This is a genomic window from Zobellella sp. DQSA1 (assembly GCF_041950555.1).
Classification (GTDB): Bacteria; Pseudomonadota; Gammaproteobacteria; order Enterobacterales; family Aeromonadaceae; genus Oceanimonas.
This window is the reverse complement of record NZ_CP169531.1, coordinates 482,596-497,693: the sequence shown is the minus strand read 5'-3', so window position 1 is coordinate 497,693 and position 15,098 is coordinate 482,596. Positions and strand designations below refer to the sequence as shown.

General features: G+C 60.3%; 15 protein-coding genes. 2 read left to right on the top strand and 13 right to left on the bottom strand.

Annotated features, from left to right (window positions below):
• Window positions 1–8: 8 nt before the first annotated feature.
• Complete coding sequence (gene rlmD / locus ACEVBK_RS02435; RefSeq protein ID WP_375057032.1) at window positions 9–1,322, bottom strand: 23S rRNA (uracil(1939)-C(5))-methyltransferase RlmD; 1,314 nt, start codon at window positions 1,320–1,322, stop codon at window positions 9–11.
• An 80-nt stretch (window positions 1,323–1,402) separates the two neighbouring features.
• Here rlmD and barA point away from each other — a divergent pair, with 80 nt between their 5' ends.
• Window positions 1,403–4,099, top strand: coding sequence for a two-component sensor histidine kinase BarA (gene barA / locus ACEVBK_RS02430; RefSeq protein ID WP_375057031.1), 2,697 nt, complete (start codon window positions 1,403–1,405; stop codon window positions 4,097–4,099).
• Window positions 4,100–4,199: 100 nt separating this feature from the next.
• On the opposite strand, the gene pdxJ is transcribed toward barA, so the two are convergent.
• From pdxJ to rpoE, 10 genes are all read right to left on the bottom strand, one after another.
• Window positions 4,200–4,937 (bottom strand): pyridoxine 5'-phosphate synthase, encoded by a 738-nt coding sequence (gene pdxJ, locus ACEVBK_RS02425; protein WP_375057030.1) that lies wholly within the window; start codon window positions 4,935–4,937, stop codon window positions 4,200–4,202.
• On the bottom strand, window positions 4,930–5,637 hold the full coding sequence (gene recO, locus ACEVBK_RS02420; RefSeq protein WP_375058499.1) for a DNA repair protein RecO: 708 nt from the start codon (window positions 5,635–5,637) through the stop codon (window positions 4,930–4,932). Before recO ends, pdxJ begins: the two co-directional genes overlap by 8 nt.
• 1 nt (window position 5,638) lies before the next feature.
• On the bottom strand, window positions 5,639–6,544 hold the full coding sequence (era, locus tag ACEVBK_RS02415) for a GTPase Era (RefSeq protein WP_375057029.1): 906 nt from the start codon (window positions 6,542–6,544) through the stop codon (window positions 5,639–5,641).
• Window positions 6,541–7,209, bottom strand: coding sequence for a ribonuclease III (gene rnc, locus ACEVBK_RS02410; protein WP_375057028.1), 669 nt, complete (start codon window positions 7,207–7,209; stop codon window positions 6,541–6,543). Before rnc ends, era begins: the two co-directional genes overlap by 4 nt.
• Window positions 7,209–8,123, bottom strand: a complete 915-nt coding sequence (lepB, locus tag ACEVBK_RS02405) for a signal peptidase I (protein WP_375057027.1) — start codon at window positions 8,121–8,123, stop codon at window positions 7,209–7,211. The genes rnc and lepB overlap by 1 nt, the downstream gene beginning before the upstream one ends.
• A 2-nt stretch (window positions 8,124–8,125) precedes the next feature.
• A complete protein-coding gene (lepA, locus tag ACEVBK_RS02400) occupies window positions 8,126–9,922 on the bottom strand; it encodes a translation elongation factor 4 (RefSeq protein ID WP_375057026.1) in 1,797 nt (598 codons plus the stop codon).
• Between the two features lie 79 nt (window positions 9,923–10,001).
• Entirely contained in the window at window positions 10,002–10,451 is a 450-nt protein-coding gene (locus tag ACEVBK_RS02395; protein WP_375057025.1) for a SoxR reducing system RseC family protein, read from the bottom strand.
• On the bottom strand, window positions 10,448–11,419 hold the full coding sequence (locus ACEVBK_RS02390; protein WP_375057024.1) for a MucB/RseB C-terminal domain-containing protein: 972 nt from the start codon (window positions 11,417–11,419) through the stop codon (window positions 10,448–10,450). The genes ACEVBK_RS02395 and ACEVBK_RS02390 overlap by 4 nt, the downstream gene beginning before the upstream one ends.
• A gap of 18 nt (window positions 11,420–11,437) precedes the next feature.
• Window positions 11,438–11,989 (bottom strand): sigma-E factor negative regulatory protein, encoded by a 552-nt coding sequence (locus ACEVBK_RS02385; protein WP_375057023.1) that lies wholly within the window; start codon window positions 11,987–11,989, stop codon window positions 11,438–11,440.
• 16 nt (window positions 11,990–12,005) lie between these two features.
• The gene (gene rpoE, locus ACEVBK_RS02380; protein ID WP_375057022.1) at window positions 12,006–12,584 is read right to left on the bottom strand and encodes an RNA polymerase sigma factor RpoE; all 579 of its coding nucleotides are present in this window, start codon (window positions 12,582–12,584) and stop codon (window positions 12,006–12,008) included.
• 181 nt (window positions 12,585–12,765) lie between these two features.
• Between rpoE and nadB the strand changes: the two genes are divergently transcribed.
• Window positions 12,766–14,382 carry an L-aspartate oxidase gene (gene nadB, locus ACEVBK_RS02375; RefSeq protein ID WP_375057021.1) on the top strand — a complete coding sequence of 539 codons (1,617 nt, stop codon included), beginning with the start codon at window positions 12,766–12,768 and terminating at the stop codon, window positions 14,380–14,382.
• Here nadB and ACEVBK_RS02370 read toward each other — a convergent pair.
• Together ACEVBK_RS02370 and ACEVBK_RS02365 are read right to left on the bottom strand one after the other, a co-directional pair.
• Window positions 14,379–14,762: a protein YgfX gene (locus tag ACEVBK_RS02370; protein ID WP_375057020.1), complete on the bottom strand. Its 384-nt coding sequence runs from the start codon at window positions 14,760–14,762 to the stop codon at window positions 14,379–14,381. The two genes, nadB and ACEVBK_RS02370, sit on opposite strands and share 4 nt — an antisense overlap.
• Window positions 14,731–14,994, bottom strand: coding sequence for a succinate dehydrogenase assembly factor 2 (locus tag ACEVBK_RS02365; RefSeq protein ID WP_375057019.1), 264 nt, complete (start codon window positions 14,992–14,994; stop codon window positions 14,731–14,733). The genes ACEVBK_RS02370 and ACEVBK_RS02365 overlap by 32 nt, the downstream gene beginning before the upstream one ends.
• Between the last annotated feature and the right edge of the window lie 104 nt (window positions 14,995–15,098).

The following is a 15,098-nucleotide window of genomic DNA, read 5'->3' as shown; positions in this document are numbered from 1 at the left end:
AGCGTCCCTTAACTGAGTTCAAACAAGGCCATCGCTTCGCAATGGACCGTATGGGGGAACATATCAATCAGGCCGAGCCGGCTGAGCCGGTACCCGCCCGCCAGCAAGGCCTCGCTGTCCCGGGCCAGGGTAACCGGATTACAGGATACATAAAGCAGCCGTTCGGGCGAGAGCTTCAGCAGATAGGGAACCACCTGCTCGGCGCCGGCCCGTCCCGGATCCAGCAGCACCCGTTCGAAACCCTGTCGGGCCCAGGACTCCCGGGTGAAGTCGGCAGCGAGATCGGCACGGTAGAAACGGGCCAGGGTCAGGCCGTTGTCTTCCGCGTTGCCGCGGGCCTGTTCCACCATATCCATCACTCCTTCCACCCCGACCACCGGATGCCCGGATGCCGCCAGCGGCAACGAAAAATTGCCGACGCCACAGAACAGATCCAGCACCGGCTGCTCCGGCTCGGCCGCCAGCCAGCCCAGGGCCTGCCGTATCATCAGTTCGTTAAGCCGGCCGTTGATCTGGATAAAGTCACCGGGAGAAAACGCCAGCTTAATATTATCTATCTGATAGTAAAGTGGAAAAGGAACATGTAACGGACGGCGCCCGGAATCATCCTGTAAAAACAGCGCCAGGCTTCGTTCCTGGGCGAAAGCCAGCAGCATATCCAGATCACGGGTCGGAAGGGCGCCGGTATGACGCAGCAACAGGGCCACGCCCTCGGCCGCCTCATACAGCTCCAGATGCCCGAGTTGCCTGACCGCTTTCAATCGGTTAAGCAACTGGCGCAGCGGCACTATCAAAGTTGACAGCGCCGGTTGCAGCACGCCGCACCGTTCTATCTCCACCAGCTCGTGGGACTGCTGACGACGAAAACCCAGCGCGATGCCCTTGCCCTGGCGGCGGATCGCCAGCCGGGCCACCCGCCGGTAGCCCTGCTCGGCCCCGAACAGCCATTCCGGCTCGGGCAGGGTCTCGACCCCGTGGCGGGCGAACAGCCGGGCCACGGCGCGGGCCTTCAACTCCCGCTGGACGGCGACCGGCACATGCTGCAACGAACAGCCGCCGCACTGGGCGACATAGGGGCAAAAGGGCTTCAGCCGCTGCGGGGATGGCTTCAGCACCTTGACCAGGCCGGCCGTCTGGTACTTGTTGTTCTGGCCGGTCAGCTTTACCCGTACCCGTTCGCCAGCCAGCACACCGGCTACAAACAGCGGCTTGCCCTTGTGCCGGGCCACCCCCACGCCATGGCTGTTGAGCTCGAGGATCTCGACCTCCAGCGGTGCCTGCGCCTGGACATCGGGCTTTTTGACCTTGAAGAACTGAACCATAAAACGTGGAGCCCTCGAACCGGCTATGTCATCATAAGCATCTGTTGATTTGAATGCGCATTCTCCCACATTAGCCCCCTATGACCAAATACGGCCTGCGAGCCCGGGTACTGGCTTTTACCATATTACCGACCCTGATCATCGGCATCCTGCTGGCCGGTTATTTTTCCGTGAACCGCTATCAGCAGCTGGAAGAAGCCCTGATCCGCCAGGGAGTCAATGTCATCGAACCCCTGGCCCTGGCCAGCGAGCTGGCTCTGACCAGTCGCAACCGGGAGGCGCTCAACCGCCTGCTCAGTAATATTCACCGCAACAACAGCCCCCTGGTCAAGTCCATCGCCCTGTTCGATGTGGAAGGCCGTCTGCTGGTGACCTCCAACTACCACCGCGACTTCCATGCCATGCGCCTGCCCGACGGTATTCCCCTGCCCCGAACCACCCTGGTGGAGACCGGGCCCGAAGGCATCATACTGCGCACCCCGGTGGTCACCGACAGTATCCGCATGGATGCCTTGTGGGAAGAGTCCTCTTCCACCCCTATCGGTTATGTTTCCATGCAGCTGACCAACGACTCGGCCATGCTGCTGCACTACCGCGACAGCTTCTTCGCCGGCCTGATCGTGCTGCTCGGGGTCAGCGTCAGCACCCTGTTTGGCATCCGCCTGATCAAGGGCGTGTCGCAGCCAATTACCGACATGGTCAGTGCCGTATACAAGATCCGCGAGGGCCGACTCGATACCCGGGTCAGCGGCGAATTCACCGGCGAACTGGAAGTGCTCAAGAACGGCATCAACGCCATGGCCAAATCGCTGTCGGAATACCATGACGAGATGCAGCAGAACATCGATCAGGCGACCTCGGATCTGCGCGAGACCCTGGAGCAGATAGAGATCCAGAATATCGAGCTGGACATGGCCAAGAAGCGCGCCCAGGAAGCGGCCCGGGTCAAGACCGAGTTCCTGGCCAACATGTCCCATGAACTGCGTACTCCGCTCAACGGAGTGATCGGCTTCGCCCGCCAGCTACAAAAGACCCGGCTGACGCCAAACCAGCTGGACTACCTCAAGACCATCGAAAAATCGGCCCAGAACCTGCTCGGCATCATCAACGACATCCTCGACTTCTCCAAGCTGGAGGCAGGCAAGCTGAAGATGGAGCAGATTCCCTTCTCCCTGCGCGATACCCTGCAGGAAGTGATGACCCTGCTGGCCCCCAGCGCCCACGACAAGGGGCTGGAACTGTCGCTCAGGGTGGATGCTGCTGTGCACGACAGCCTGGTGGGCGATCCATTGCGACTGCAGCAGGTGCTCACCAACCTGGTGGGCAACGCCATCAAGTTTACCGAACAGGGCAACGTGGACGTACGGGTGGATGCCCGCCCGGCCAGCCAGCCGGATCGGGCCGCCCTGTGTATTCATGTGCAGGATACCGGCATCGGCATTTCCGACAGCCAGCGCCGCCAGTTGTTCCAGGCGTTCAACCAGGCCGATTCCAGCATCTCCCGCCGTTATGGCGGCACCGGCCTGGGCCTGGTGATCACCCAGAAGCTGGTACATCAGATGGCCGGCGATATCGAGCTCTATTCGGAGCTGGGATCGGGCTCGGTGTTCAGCTTTACCCTGGAACTGAACCGAGCGGCACTGCCTCTGGCCGAACCCCTGCCGTTGGCCGAGCTCAGCCACAAGACGGTGCTCTACCTGGAAGAGGATAACTTCAGCCGCCGCGCTACCACCTCCCTGCTGCGGGAATGGGGCGTTCAGGTATTGCACGAGCCTTATCCGGGGATCCGCATCGACAGTGCCCTGCTGGGCTTCGGTCCCCATAGCCTGCCCAGCCAGATGGAGCAGGATATCCTCAGACAAAAAGAGTACGACAACAAGGTGGTGGTGCTGCTCAGTTCCACCGACCCGACCCTGGTCGATGCCCTGCTCAAAACCGGCGCCAGTTACTGCCTGACCAAGCCGGTACACTACCAGAAGCTGGCCCATGCCCTGGTGGAGCAGGATAGCCTCCTCCCCGAGGCCATGCTGCAAATCACCCTGGCGCCGCCTTCCCACAAGCAACCGCTCAGGGTATTGGCCGTGGACGACAACCCGGCCAACCTCAAGCTGATCAGTGCCATGCTAAGCGAGCAGGTCAGCCAGGTGGAAAGCTGCACCAACGGCCGGGAGGCGCTGAATCTGGCCACGGTCAATCGCTACGACATCATCTTCATGGACATCCAGATGCCGGTAATGGACGGCATCCAGGCCACCCGGGAGATCCGCTCACACCAAGGACCCAATGCCAGTACACCGATAGTGGCGGTCACCGCCCATGCCATCGAAGGCGAACGGGATCGGCTGCTGCGCCAGGGCATGGATGATTATCTGGCCAAACCCATCGACGAAGCCATCCTGGCCCGTATCATCGAGCGCTTCGGCCATCGTCAGCCGGCACAGGGACAGATCGACTGGTCGTTGGCGTTGACGCGGGCCGGAGGCAAGGAGCCGTTGGCGAAAGACATGCTGAGTATGTTGCTGCACAGCTTCGATGAATTCGAGCCATTGTTGGGCGCGGCCCTGTCCGGTGAGCTCGACGGCGAATACCTCTATCCCCCGTTGCACAAACTACACGGTGGCACCGCCTACTGCGGTGTTCCGCAACTGCAGGCGCTGGTGGCACAACTGGAGAAAGCCCTGCTGGCCAAACAGTCGGTGGAAGAGCTGGAGCCCGAACTGCTGGAGCTGGAAGAACGGATGGGGCAGATCAGGGAAGAAGCGAAGGAATATTTGTAGTGGGGATTGGGGATCAGGGACTGGAAAGACCAGCCCCGGCTTCGGTTTTCCGGCCCGAGTCCCCAGTCTCGAATCCCGGTTGTTAAGGCCCTCCCCGCGCTTACACTCCCTGCCGGGCTTCGCGCATCAGCCGCTTCATGTCGCGGATGGCTTTTTCCAGGCCGTCGAAGGCAGCGCGGGCAATGATGGCATGGCCGATGTTCAGCTCCAGCATCTCGGGGATGGCGGCGATCGGCTTGACGTTGTGGTAATGCAGGCCATGGCCACCGTTCACCTTCAGCCCCAGATCATGGGCGTAGGAAGCAGAGGCCGCGATGCGCTTGAGCTCAGCCAGTTGCTCGGCCTCGTTGGGCGCATCGGCATAATGGCCGGTGTGGATCTCGATATAGGGTGCGCCAACGGCCACCACCGCATCGATCTGCGCCTTGTCCGCGTCGATGAACAACGATACCTTGATGCCTGCCTCGGTCAGCCGCCGCACGGCGACTCTCACCTTGTCGAGCTGGCCGGCCACGTCCAGCCCGCCCTCGGTCGTCACTTCTTCCCGTTTCTCCGGTACCAGGCAGACAAAAGCCGGTTTGATACGACAGGCGATATCAAGCATCTCTTCGGTGACCGCCATTTCCAGGTTCATCCGGGTTTGGATGGTCCGGCTCAGGATCTCCACATCCCGATCGATGATATGGCGGCGGTCTTCCCGCAAGTGAACGGTAATGCCATCGGCACCGGCCTGCTCGGCCACCGCCGCCGCCTGCACCGGATCCGGATAACTGGTGCCCCTGGCATTGCGCAAGGTGGCAATGTGATCGATATTGACCCCTAAATACAATTCACTCACTGCGACTTCCTCTCTTTCCTTTGATGAACAGGGCCCGGCTGCGCAAAGGGCGACCACCGAGATAAGGCCCCAACGCCTGGCGGCTGAAGCGTTTGGCGGAAGCCAGCACCTCGGCTCGACTCAGATCCAGCTCGGCCAGGGCATACAGATGCTCCCCTGGATAGGCACCGGGCTCGGCCTGCTCCAGGGCGATAAAACCAGATTCCGGCTGGTAGCCATACCAGCCTTCGGGGCGGATGGCATCGCCGGTCAGGGCATCCTGGGTAAAGTCCACGCCATAACCCAGTATATTTAGCATATAAAACTCAAAGTGACGTAAACATGGCTCAATACCATCACCGTTTGCCAGTTTTTTCAGCGTTTTATAATAAGCCTCAAACACCTCGTCGAAGGGCGTCTGGGTTTCCAGCAGATAATAGAGCAGTTCATTGAGGTAAAGGCCGCTGTATAAGGCGGTCCCCGTCAGGGGGATGGCCGGTCCACTCGCTTCGGCGCTATGCAGATTTTTCAGTTCGCCCTTGCCGGCGAAACCTAGCCTTAACGGCACAAAGGGCTGTAACAGCCCTTTGAGTGGTGAGCGGGGTTGGCGACTGCCCTTGGCCACCAGACTCTGGCGACCCTGCTCCCGGGTGAAGACCTCCACTAGTTGACTGGTTTCCCGGTAGGGCCGGCTATGGATGACAAAGGCGGCGAACGCCATCTCAGTCGTCGCCATACCCTAAGCTGCGCAGGGCTCGCTCATCATCGGCCCAGCCCGACTTGACCTTGACCCACAACTCGAGAAACACCTTTTGTTCGAGCAGGCGCTCCAGATCCAGCCGCGCCTCGGTGCCGATCACCTTGAGCTTTTCGCCCTTGTTGCCGATCACCATCTTTTTCTGACCGCTGCGCTCCACCAGGATCAGGCCATTAATATGGATAACCCCCTGCTCGTTGACCTGATAACGCTCGATCTCCACCGTCACCGAATAGGGCAGCTCTTCGCCCATAAAGCGCATCAGCTTTTCACGGATGATTTCCGCCGCCATAAAACGGGAGGAACGGTCGGTGATGTAATCTTCCGGGAAGTAGTGCAGCGAGGGCTTCAGGCGTGAGCGCGCCAATGTGGCAATGGTGTCCACGCCGGTGCCTTTTTCCGCAGAAATAGGCACGATATCGGCAAAACTCATCTGCTGGGACAACCACTGGATATGAGGCAACAGTTCGTCCTTGCTCTGGACGTTGTCGATCTTGTTGATCGCCAGTACGACCGGGCAATGGATGTGGCGCAACTTGTTCAGCACCATGTCGTCATCGGCGGTCCACTTGGTGCCTTCCACCACGAACACCACCATCTCCACATCACCCAGCGAGCTGGTAGCCGCCCGGTTCATCAGCCGGTTGATGGCCCGCTTTTCTTCGATATGCAGCCCGGGGGTATCCACGTAGATGGCCTGGTAGGCCCCCTCGGTATGAATGCCCATGATGCGGTGGCGGGTGGTCTGCGGCTTGCGCGAGGTGATGCTTACCTTCTGCCCCAGCAGTTGGTTCAGCAGGGTGGATTTGCCCACGTTGGGGCGGCCCACGATGGCGATAAAGCCGCAGTAGGTTTGTTCTTCATCTGTCATAGCAAGGTATCCAGGGCATGTTCGGCGGCAGATTGTTCGGCCTTGCGGCGACTGGTGCCTATACCAATCACCGGATCGGACAAGCCTTCTACCAGACAGTGCACGGTAAATTTCTGATTATGGGCCTCTCCGATCACTTCCACTACGGTGTAGGTGGGCAAGGGCTTGCGTTTGGCCTGAAGCAGTTCCTGCAGCCGGGTCTTGGGGTCTTTCTGCTCCACGCCAGGCTGGATATCGTTGAGCCGCTCGTCATACCAGGACAGCAGCAGATCGCGCACCCGCTCGATATCGGTATCCAGGTAGACGGCACCAATCAAGGCTTCCACCGCGTCAGCCAGGATAGACTCGCGCCGGTAACCGCCACTTTTCAGCTCCCCGGGGCCCAGGATCAGGTATTCACCCAGCTCGAACTCCCGCGCCAGTTCGGCCAGGGTCTTTTCCCGCACCAGGGTCGCGCGCATACGCGACATGTCTCCTTCGTTCACCTTGGGAAAACGATGAAACAGCGCATCGGCAATCACCATGCTGAGGATGGAGTCCCCCAGGAATTCCAGCCGCTCGTTATGGCGGGAACCGGCGCTGCGGTGGGTCAGGGCCCGCACCAGCAGGGTATCGTCATTGAAGCTATGGCCCAGCTTTTTTTGCAGAATATTCAGTTTTTTCATCAATGAATCGCGCCTATACGGCTGAAACGCACGTCACTCGGCACCCAGGAAGGCAACCAGCTGTCGGCGTTACGTTCAAACTCAAAGCTTATCCAGATGGCGACCGCCCGTCCCACCAGATTCTGCTCAGGCACAAAGCCCCAGAACCGGCTGTCGGTGCTGTTGTCCCTGTTGTCACCCACCGCGAAGTAATGCCCCTCCGGCACTACCCACTCGTCCCGGGCCGTGCCTGACTGGCGGTAATACATGGACACCCGGTCCGGCAACAAGGGGTTGCGCAGTATGTCATGGGGCCGCTCGGTCAGGTGCTCACGGTAGCGCTCCAAGGGTATCCCCATCTGAGTAAACTCGCCACTGCGCTCAAATTCAAGGGGCACCGGCGCGAAATCGGGGCAATCCCCTCCGTCGCAGGCGGGTTTGAGGTAGAGCTGTTTGTCCCGATAGACGAGCCGGTCCCCGGGCAATCCGACGATACGCTTGATGTAGTCGATACGGGTATCTTCCGGATATTTGAACACCGCCACATCACCACGCCTGGGCTCGCCGGTGGGGATGATCTTGGTATTGCTGACCGGCTCCTTCAGGCCGTAGGCGAACTTTTCCACCAGGATGAAATCGCCTACCAGCAAGGTAGGCATCATGGAGCCGGACGGGATCTGGAAGGGCTCGTAGATAAAGGAGCGCAACACCAGCACCGCGGCGATCACCGGGAAGATGGACTTGGCCTGCTCGATCCAGCCCGGTGCAGTGGCGGCCCGGGCCAGGGCGGAAGGGTCCACCTTGTTGCCGTAAGCCTGCTGGGCATCGGCAATTTTGCGGGCCCGCTGGGGAGCCCAGATCCATTTATCACAAGCCCAAATAACACCAGTGACCAGGGTCACCAGCACCAGGATCAGGGCAAAAGTACTCGCCATGGTTACTTATCCTTTCCCACATGGAGGATAGCCAGGAACGCGTCCTGAGGGATATCGACCCGACCCAGCGACTTCATCCGCTTCTTGCCTTCCTTCTGTTTGGCCAGCAGTTTTTTCTTGCGGCTGACATCGCCGCCGTAACATTTGGCGGTCACGTCCTTGCGCAGGGCCTTCACCGTGCTGCGGGCGATGATATGGTTGCCGATGGCCGCCTGAATGGCGATATCGAACATCTGCCGCGGGATCAGCTCGCGCATCTTCTCCACCAGTTGACGCCCTCGGTACTGGGCGTTGTCCTTGTGAGTCACGATAGCCAGAGCATCGACCCGATCGCCGTTGATCATAATATCCAGGCGCACCATGTCCGCCGCCTCGAAACGCTTGAAGCCGTAATCCAACGAGGCATAGCCGCGGCTGCAGGACTTGAGCCGGTCGAAGAAGTCAAGCACCACTTCCGCCATGGGGATATCGTAGCTGAGCGCCACCTGGTTGCCGTGGTAGACCATGTTGGTCTGCACACCGCGCTTCTCGATGCATAGGGTGATGACGTTGCCCAGGTATTCCTGGGGCACCAGGATATTGCACTCGGCGATGGGCTCGCGGATCTCCTCGATATTGTTCACCGCCGGCAGTTGGGAGGGACTGTCGATATAGACGGTCTCACCGTCGGTCTTGACCACCTCGTACACCACGGTCGGCGCCGTTGTGATCAGGTCCAGGTCGTATTCCCGCTCCAGCCGCTCCTGGATGATTTCCATGTGCAGCATACCGAGGAAGCCACAACGGAAACCAAAGCCGAGGGCATTGGATGTTTCCGGTTCATAGAACAGGGAAGCGTCGTTCAGCGACAGCTTGTCCAGGGCGTCGCGGAACGCCTCATAGTCATCGCTGGAGATGGGGAACAGGCCCGCATACACCTGCGGCTTGACCTTCTTGAAGCCAGGCAGAGGGCTTTCGGCCCCATGTTTGGCATGGGTCAGGGTATCCCCTACCGGCGCACCGTGGATCTCCTTGATACCGCACACCACCCAGCCCACTTCGCCACAATTGAGGCCATCGGTGTCCTTCTGCTTGGGCGTAAAGATGCCGATGCGATCCACCCCCCATACCTGGCCGGTACTCATGACCTTGATTTTGTCATTCTTTCTCAGGTTGCCGTGCTTGATCCGCACCAGCGATACTACCCCCAGGTAGGGGTCGAACCAGGAGTCGATAATCAGCGCCTGCAGCGGCCCTTCGGGATTACCTTCCGGCGCCGGGATCTTGTGCACTATGGTTTCCAGCACCTCGTCCACGCCCAGACCGGTCTTGGCCGAGCAGCGCACCGCATCGATGGCGTCGATGCCGACGATATCCTCGATCTCCTGGGCTACCCGCTCCGGCTCGGCCTGAGGCAAGTCGATCTTGTTCAGCACCGGTACCACTTCCAGATCCATGTCCAGGGCGGTATAGCAGTTGGCCAGAGTCTGTGCCTCAACGCCCTGACCCGCGTCCACCACCAGCAGCGCGCCTTCACAGGCGGCGAGGGAACGGGAGACTTCATAGGAAAAATCCACGTGCCCGGGGGTATCGATAAAGTTCAGCTGGTATTGGATGCCGTCATTGGCCTGGTAGTTCAGGGTCACACTCTGAGCCTTGATGGTAATGCCGCGTTCCCGTTCCAGGTCCATGGAGTCGAGCACCTGTTCCTGCATTTCCCGATCCGACAAGCCGCCGCACACCTGGATCAGGCGATCGGACAGGGTGGACTTGCCGTGGTCTATGTGAGCGATGACGGAGAAATTACGAATATGCTTCATGATGCAATAAGGAGTCCGTAGTCTGAAAGCGAGAGTCAAAGGCGAGATTCTACTGGATTCGCGCTACCGTGGCCAATCCTTAGTCGATCTTGGTCACCGGGAGCAGGGGCCCGATGAGCACCGGCTCACTCAGCGCTCTGCCCCCTCGACGGGACAAGCGGGAAGCCAGGATAAAACCGGCGCTGCCACCGATGGCAGCCCCCGCCAGGGTGCCGCCGTCCCCCATGCCCAGAACCAGGCTGGTCAGCAGGGCGCCGCCCAGCAGCAGCAGCAGTGGCAACAGATAGACCAGCAAGGCGCTGGTGACGAGGCTGTGCTCGGGAATGCCGATACGCACCTGCTCCCCGACCTTCAGCCTGAGCTCGGTGGCGATAAAGAAACGATGCTCGCGCCCGGGCAGGGCCTTGGCCACCAGGCCGGTGCCGCAGTGGCTGCTCTGCCGGCACTGGCCGCAGGCCGATTTACCGAAGCAGGCGACCTCTACTCCGCCTTCGCCTACCGCCACTACCGTCGCCACTTCCTCGATCATGGATTGGCGGCCTTGGGCTGGATCGACTCGGCAATACGGCGGGCGGTATCCGCCGGAATATCCCCCACTACGGTCACCTCCACCCGAGCCGGGTTGATCAGGCTGACCAGGTGGGTGGCGCCCTGACGCACCATCTGTTGATGTGGCTCGGCGCCGATCCCGGCCTGAGCGACATAGACGGAGACATCCACTACGCCATTGGAGGCCATCAGATAGTCCACCGGCTGCTCGGTGACCGGCAACTTATGCTTGTCCTGGGACTTGACTTCAAAGCCCTGAGGCAGCCACCCGGCCTGCCAGGTCAACGGCTGCTGAGGCGCCGGGTACACCTCGACCAGAGACATGGCCGGGGGCAGACTGGCCGCTTTCAGTTCACGCAGAAAGGCGGCGGGTTCCTCGCTGATGTGCAGGGCCACCCCCATGCTCTGCTCCACCAGCCCGGCGTCTTTGTCCAAGGTGTCCAACTTCAGCAACAGGCCGGATTCCTGATCCAGCCAGAGCACATAGCCATAATAATGATCTGCCCTGGGTACCAGCCGCACCACCTGGGCCACCCGCCCCAGCACCCGGCTGCGCCCGGCAATGACCGCATCATAGTGCATCAGAACAGGCTCCAGCGGCATCAGTTGCAGGCGATTGAATAAACCGGGCAGACGCGAATGTTTGAGGGTATAACCATCGTGGCTGGCATCGAAGAAGCTGATTTCGTCGTCACGCTGCACGTATTCCCGCGGCCGGCCGTTGAGGTGGGTAAGATGGGTCAGTACCTGGCCGTCGAGGTGGCCCCGGGTGAGTCGTTTGGGTTCGAGTTGGCCCTGGCTGGACTCAACCAGAGTCAGTTCGAAATTGAGCTGGCGATAGGCCTGCTGCATTTGCTGCAGCAGGCCTTCGGCGGGACCCGCCCCGGCCATGACCGAGGCGGATAAAGTCCAGGCCAGCGCGAAGACAACGGTACGCAGTCCGCTCATGATCAAATCGGATTACCTTCAGTTCTGGCGCAGCCGCTGCTGCAACTCATGATCCATCAAGAGCGCATGGATTTTACGCTGTTGTTCAAGCAGGGCCTGCTCGTTCAGCGCCTCGCGGGAGTCCGCCTGATAGTTGAGGCTGACCGGGGCCGCACCACCGCTCAAGGGCACCGTATTGAGTACCGGCGCATGGGGATCGTTCTGGCTGTACTGCTGTACCCCGAAGATCACTGCCGCCGACACCGATGCCGCTACCGCAAACTGGCCGAGCTGGCGCACCAAGGGCGCCACCCGTAGGGGCCGCAGCATCCTGGCCTGGCGCGGCTCGCCCGCATCCCCTGCCGGAGCCGGGGCGGCCAGGATGGCGGGTTCCTGCTCCAAGGCCGCCGCTATCCGGTCACTCAAATCGAGCTGAAGATGGTTCGGCAACTCGTTGCGCATGGCATCACCGTAAAGATGATAGCGGCCAAACGTTTCTGCCAGCTCACTGTCGCGGCCAAGCCGTTCCAACAGCACCTTGTCCTGGATTTCTCCATCCACCAGTGCCGAGATGTGCTCTTTATTTGCCATAACACTCATTCCCCGTTCAACCCTGAAGTAAAGGCTGGACCCGCTTGTCGATTGCCTCTCGCGCCCGGAATATCCGGGAACGAACCGTCCCGACCGGACAATCCATCACGCTGGCAATTTCTTCATAGCTCATCCCTTCCAGCTCTCGCAAGGTAATTGCCGTTTTAAGATCCTCCGGAAGCGCATCAATGGTCTCAAATACCGCCCGCTTGATCTCGTCCGACAACATGAGGTTTTCCGGTGACGACAGCTCTTTCAGCGCCTCGCCACCCTCGTAATATTCCGCATCCTCGATTTCGACATCGGAGCCCGGAGGCCGCCGTCGCTGGGAAACCAGATAGTTTTTGGCGGTATTCACCGCAATCCGGTACAACCAGGTAAAAAACGCACTCTCTCCCCTGAATCCGGGCAGGGCCCGGTAAGCCTTGATAAAGGCCTCCTGGGTCACATCCGGCACATCACCGGGGTTGGACACGTATCGGGACACCAGGTTCGCCACTTTATGTTGATATTTTCTTACCAGCAGGTTGTACGCATTCTTGTCGCCGCGCTGGACCCGTTCAACCAGCTGCTGGTCCGTTAAATGATCGCTCATGCGAGCCGCGTAACCTCCGATTATTCCAGTGCTTTGCCACCGGCCCGTGATAAGCGCACCTTAGTAGACTCTGGGTGCGGAAAAAAGTTCTGAACTCATTTGAGAAAGATGATTCCGGCTGCGCCTGTGTCCAGCTTGGGATAACATAGAAATATTATCCATACCGGGCCAATGATACTTTATGAAGGATCCTGTTGAATACCTCTGCGACGTGCTCATCATTGGCAGCGGTGCTGCCGGCCTGTCCCTGGCTCTGAAGCTGGCCGACCATGCCAGTGTTCATGTGCTGAGTAAAGGCCCGCTGGCCGAAGGGGCAACCCTCTATGCCCAAGGCGGCATTGCCGCCGTATTCGATGAAACCGACAGCATCGAATCCCACGTAGCCGACACCCTGATCGCCGGCGCCGGACTGTGCGATGAAAGAGTGGTGGAATTTACCGCCGGCCAGGCCCCCGCCGCCATCCAGTGGCTGATTGGCCAGGGCGTCCCCTTCGACACCGAAGAGTCAGCCGAGGGCGAGCCCTCCTATCATCTCACCCGGGAAGGAGGGCACAGCCACAGGCGCATCTTCCACGCCGCCGACGCCACCGGCCGGGCGGTACAGATGACGCTCACCGAACAGGTTCAGCAGCATCCCAACATCCATATCCTGGAGCGGGTCAACGCCCTTGACCTGATCACCACCGCCAAGCTGGGGTTACCCGGCAACCGGGTGCTCGGCGCCTATGTGTGGAACCGCAACAAGGAACGGGTGGAAACGGTGCGCGCCAAGTTCATCGCCATGGCCACCGGCGGTGCCTCCAAGGTCTACCAGTATACCTCCAACCCGGATGTCAGTTCCGGCGACGGCATCGCCATGGCCTGGCGCGCCGGCTGCAGGGTGGCCAACATGGAGTTCAACCAGTTCCACCCTACCAGCCTCTATCATCCGGCCGACAACAACTTCCTGCTAAGCGAGGCCCTGCGCGGCGAGGGTGCCCTGCTCAAGCGCCCCGACGGCAGCCGATTCATGCCCGACTACGACGAACGGGCCGAGCTGGCCCCGCGCGATATCGTGGCCCGCGCCATCGATCATGAAATGAAACGCCTGGGTGCCGAGTGCATGTACCTGGACATCAGTCATCAGCCGGCGGACTTTGTCGTCAAACACTTCCCCACTATCCATGAGCGCTGCCTCAAGGTCGGTATCGACATCACCAGGGAAGCGATGCCGGTGGTGCCCGCCGCCCACTATACTTGCGGCGGCGTCATGGTCGACATGAAGGGCCGTACGGATATCGAAGGCCTCTACGCTATCGGCGAGGTGTCCTACACCGGTCTGCACGGCGCCAACCGCATGGCCTCCAACTCGCTGCTGGAATGCATCGTGTTCGCCCGCGCCGCAGGCGAGGATATGCTGGCTCAGTTGCAGGAGGTACAGGAGCCGCCTATGCTGCCCCTGTGGGACGAGAGCAAGGTGACCAACTCGGATGAAGAAGTAGTGATCCACCACAACTGGCATGAACTCAGGCTGTTTATGTGGGATTACGTGGGCATCGTCCGCTCCGACAAACGGCTGGAGCGGGCCAAGCGGCGCATCGACTTGCTCAAGCAGGAAATCCAGGAGTATTACGCCAACTTCCGGGTCAGCAACAACCTGCTGGAACTGCGCAACCTGGTGCAGGTAGCGGAGCTTATCGTGCTGTCCGCCACGGAGCGCAAGGAATCCCGCGGCCTGCACTTCACCCTGGACTACCCGGAGCAGTTGGCAGATCCCAAACCTACCATACTGGTGCCGGCCAACTATCTGGCCGACTAACCGCCGGCCAGCACCTGCCGGGACAAATGCCGGAACACGTTTTCCGGCACCGCATCCTGGAACAGCCAGAACGGCGGCCAGGGGTCGTCTTCCAGCACCAGCAGCAAGAAGCCGGGCCCAGCCCGGCTGTGGCGGGACAGCCCCCCACTGCGACCGTTAAGGCTGAGCACCCCCTGGTTGAACTCCCCTTCCAACCGGTATTCCGCTCCCTTGCGCCCCAGCCACCACAGCGCCAGCAGCCAGCCGGGCAAGAACCAGAACAACCTGCCCGCCTCCAGCCAAAGCGAAGCGGGCAACCAGAGCAAGCTGGCCGCCGCCATCAGGTAGCAGCGATGCAGCCGGGAAGGCTCAGCGCTGATTGCGAACCTGGTTGCGCTCAAGAATATAGCCCACCATCGCCTGCAATTCGGCATCCCGGGATCTGTCGTGGCCCATGAACCAGGCGAACAGATCCGGGTCGTCGCACTCAAGCAAGCGTCGGAACACCGCCTTGCGGGCCTCGTCCAGGACGTCGTATTCGTGCTCGACAAAGGGGGCCAGGATCACATCCAGCTCCAGCATGCCGCGGCGGCAAGCCCAGATCAGGCGGGGTTTATCGGAGGTATTGAGCATCTTCGCTTCCAAAAAATAAAACAAAGCCCATGTTATAAGGTCGAATGAGTACTGACAAATATGTTGGCCATCTTTACCATGAGGGTCACACTTCTTTATAGACA

Bases quoted from the DNA above. Each gene is read 5' to 3' on its own strand.
- lepA (WP_375057026.1), bottom strand. From the start codon at position 9,922: ATGAAGCATATTCGTAATTTCTCCGTCATCGCTCACATAGACCACGGC.
- ACEVBK_RS02390 (WP_375057024.1), bottom strand. From the start codon at position 11,419: ATGAGCGGACTGCGTACCGTTGTCTTCGCGCTGGCCTGGACTTTATCC.
- rpoE (WP_375057022.1), bottom strand. From the start codon at position 12,584: ATGAGCGATCATTTAACGGACCAGCAGCTGGTTGAACGGGTCCAGCGC.
- recO (WP_375058499.1), bottom strand. From the start codon at position 5,637: ATGGCGTTCGCCGCCTTTGTCATCCATAGCCGGCCCTACCGGGAAACC.
- nadB (WP_375057021.1), top strand. From the start codon at position 12,766: ATGAAGGATCCTGTTGAATACCTCTGCGACGTGCTCATCATTGGCAGC.
- rnc (WP_375057028.1), bottom strand. From the start codon at position 7,209: ATGAAAAAACTGAATATTCTGCAAAAAAAGCTGGGCCATAGCTTCAAT.
- era (WP_375057029.1), bottom strand. From the start codon at position 6,544: ATGACAGATGAAGAACAAACCTACTGCGGCTTTATCGCCATCGTGGGC.
- lepB (WP_375057027.1), bottom strand. From the start codon at position 8,123: ATGGCGAGTACTTTTGCCCTGATCCTGGTGCTGGTGACCCTGGTCACT.
- ACEVBK_RS02365 (WP_375057019.1), bottom strand. From the start codon at position 14,994: ATGCTCAATACCTCCGATAAACCCCGCCTGATCTGGGCTTGCCGCCGC.
- ACEVBK_RS02395 (WP_375057025.1), bottom strand. From the start codon at position 10,451: ATGATCGAGGAAGTGGCGACGGTAGTGGCGGTAGGCGAAGGCGGAGTA.
- rlmD (WP_375057032.1), bottom strand. From the start codon at position 1,322: ATGGTTCAGTTCTTCAAGGTCAAAAAGCCCGATGTCCAGGCGCAGGCA.
- ACEVBK_RS02385 (WP_375057023.1), bottom strand. From the start codon at position 11,989: ATGGCAAATAAAGAGCACATCTCGGCACTGGTGGATGGAGAAATCCAG.
- barA (WP_375057031.1), top strand. From the start codon at position 1,403: ATGACCAAATACGGCCTGCGAGCCCGGGTACTGGCTTTTACCATATTA.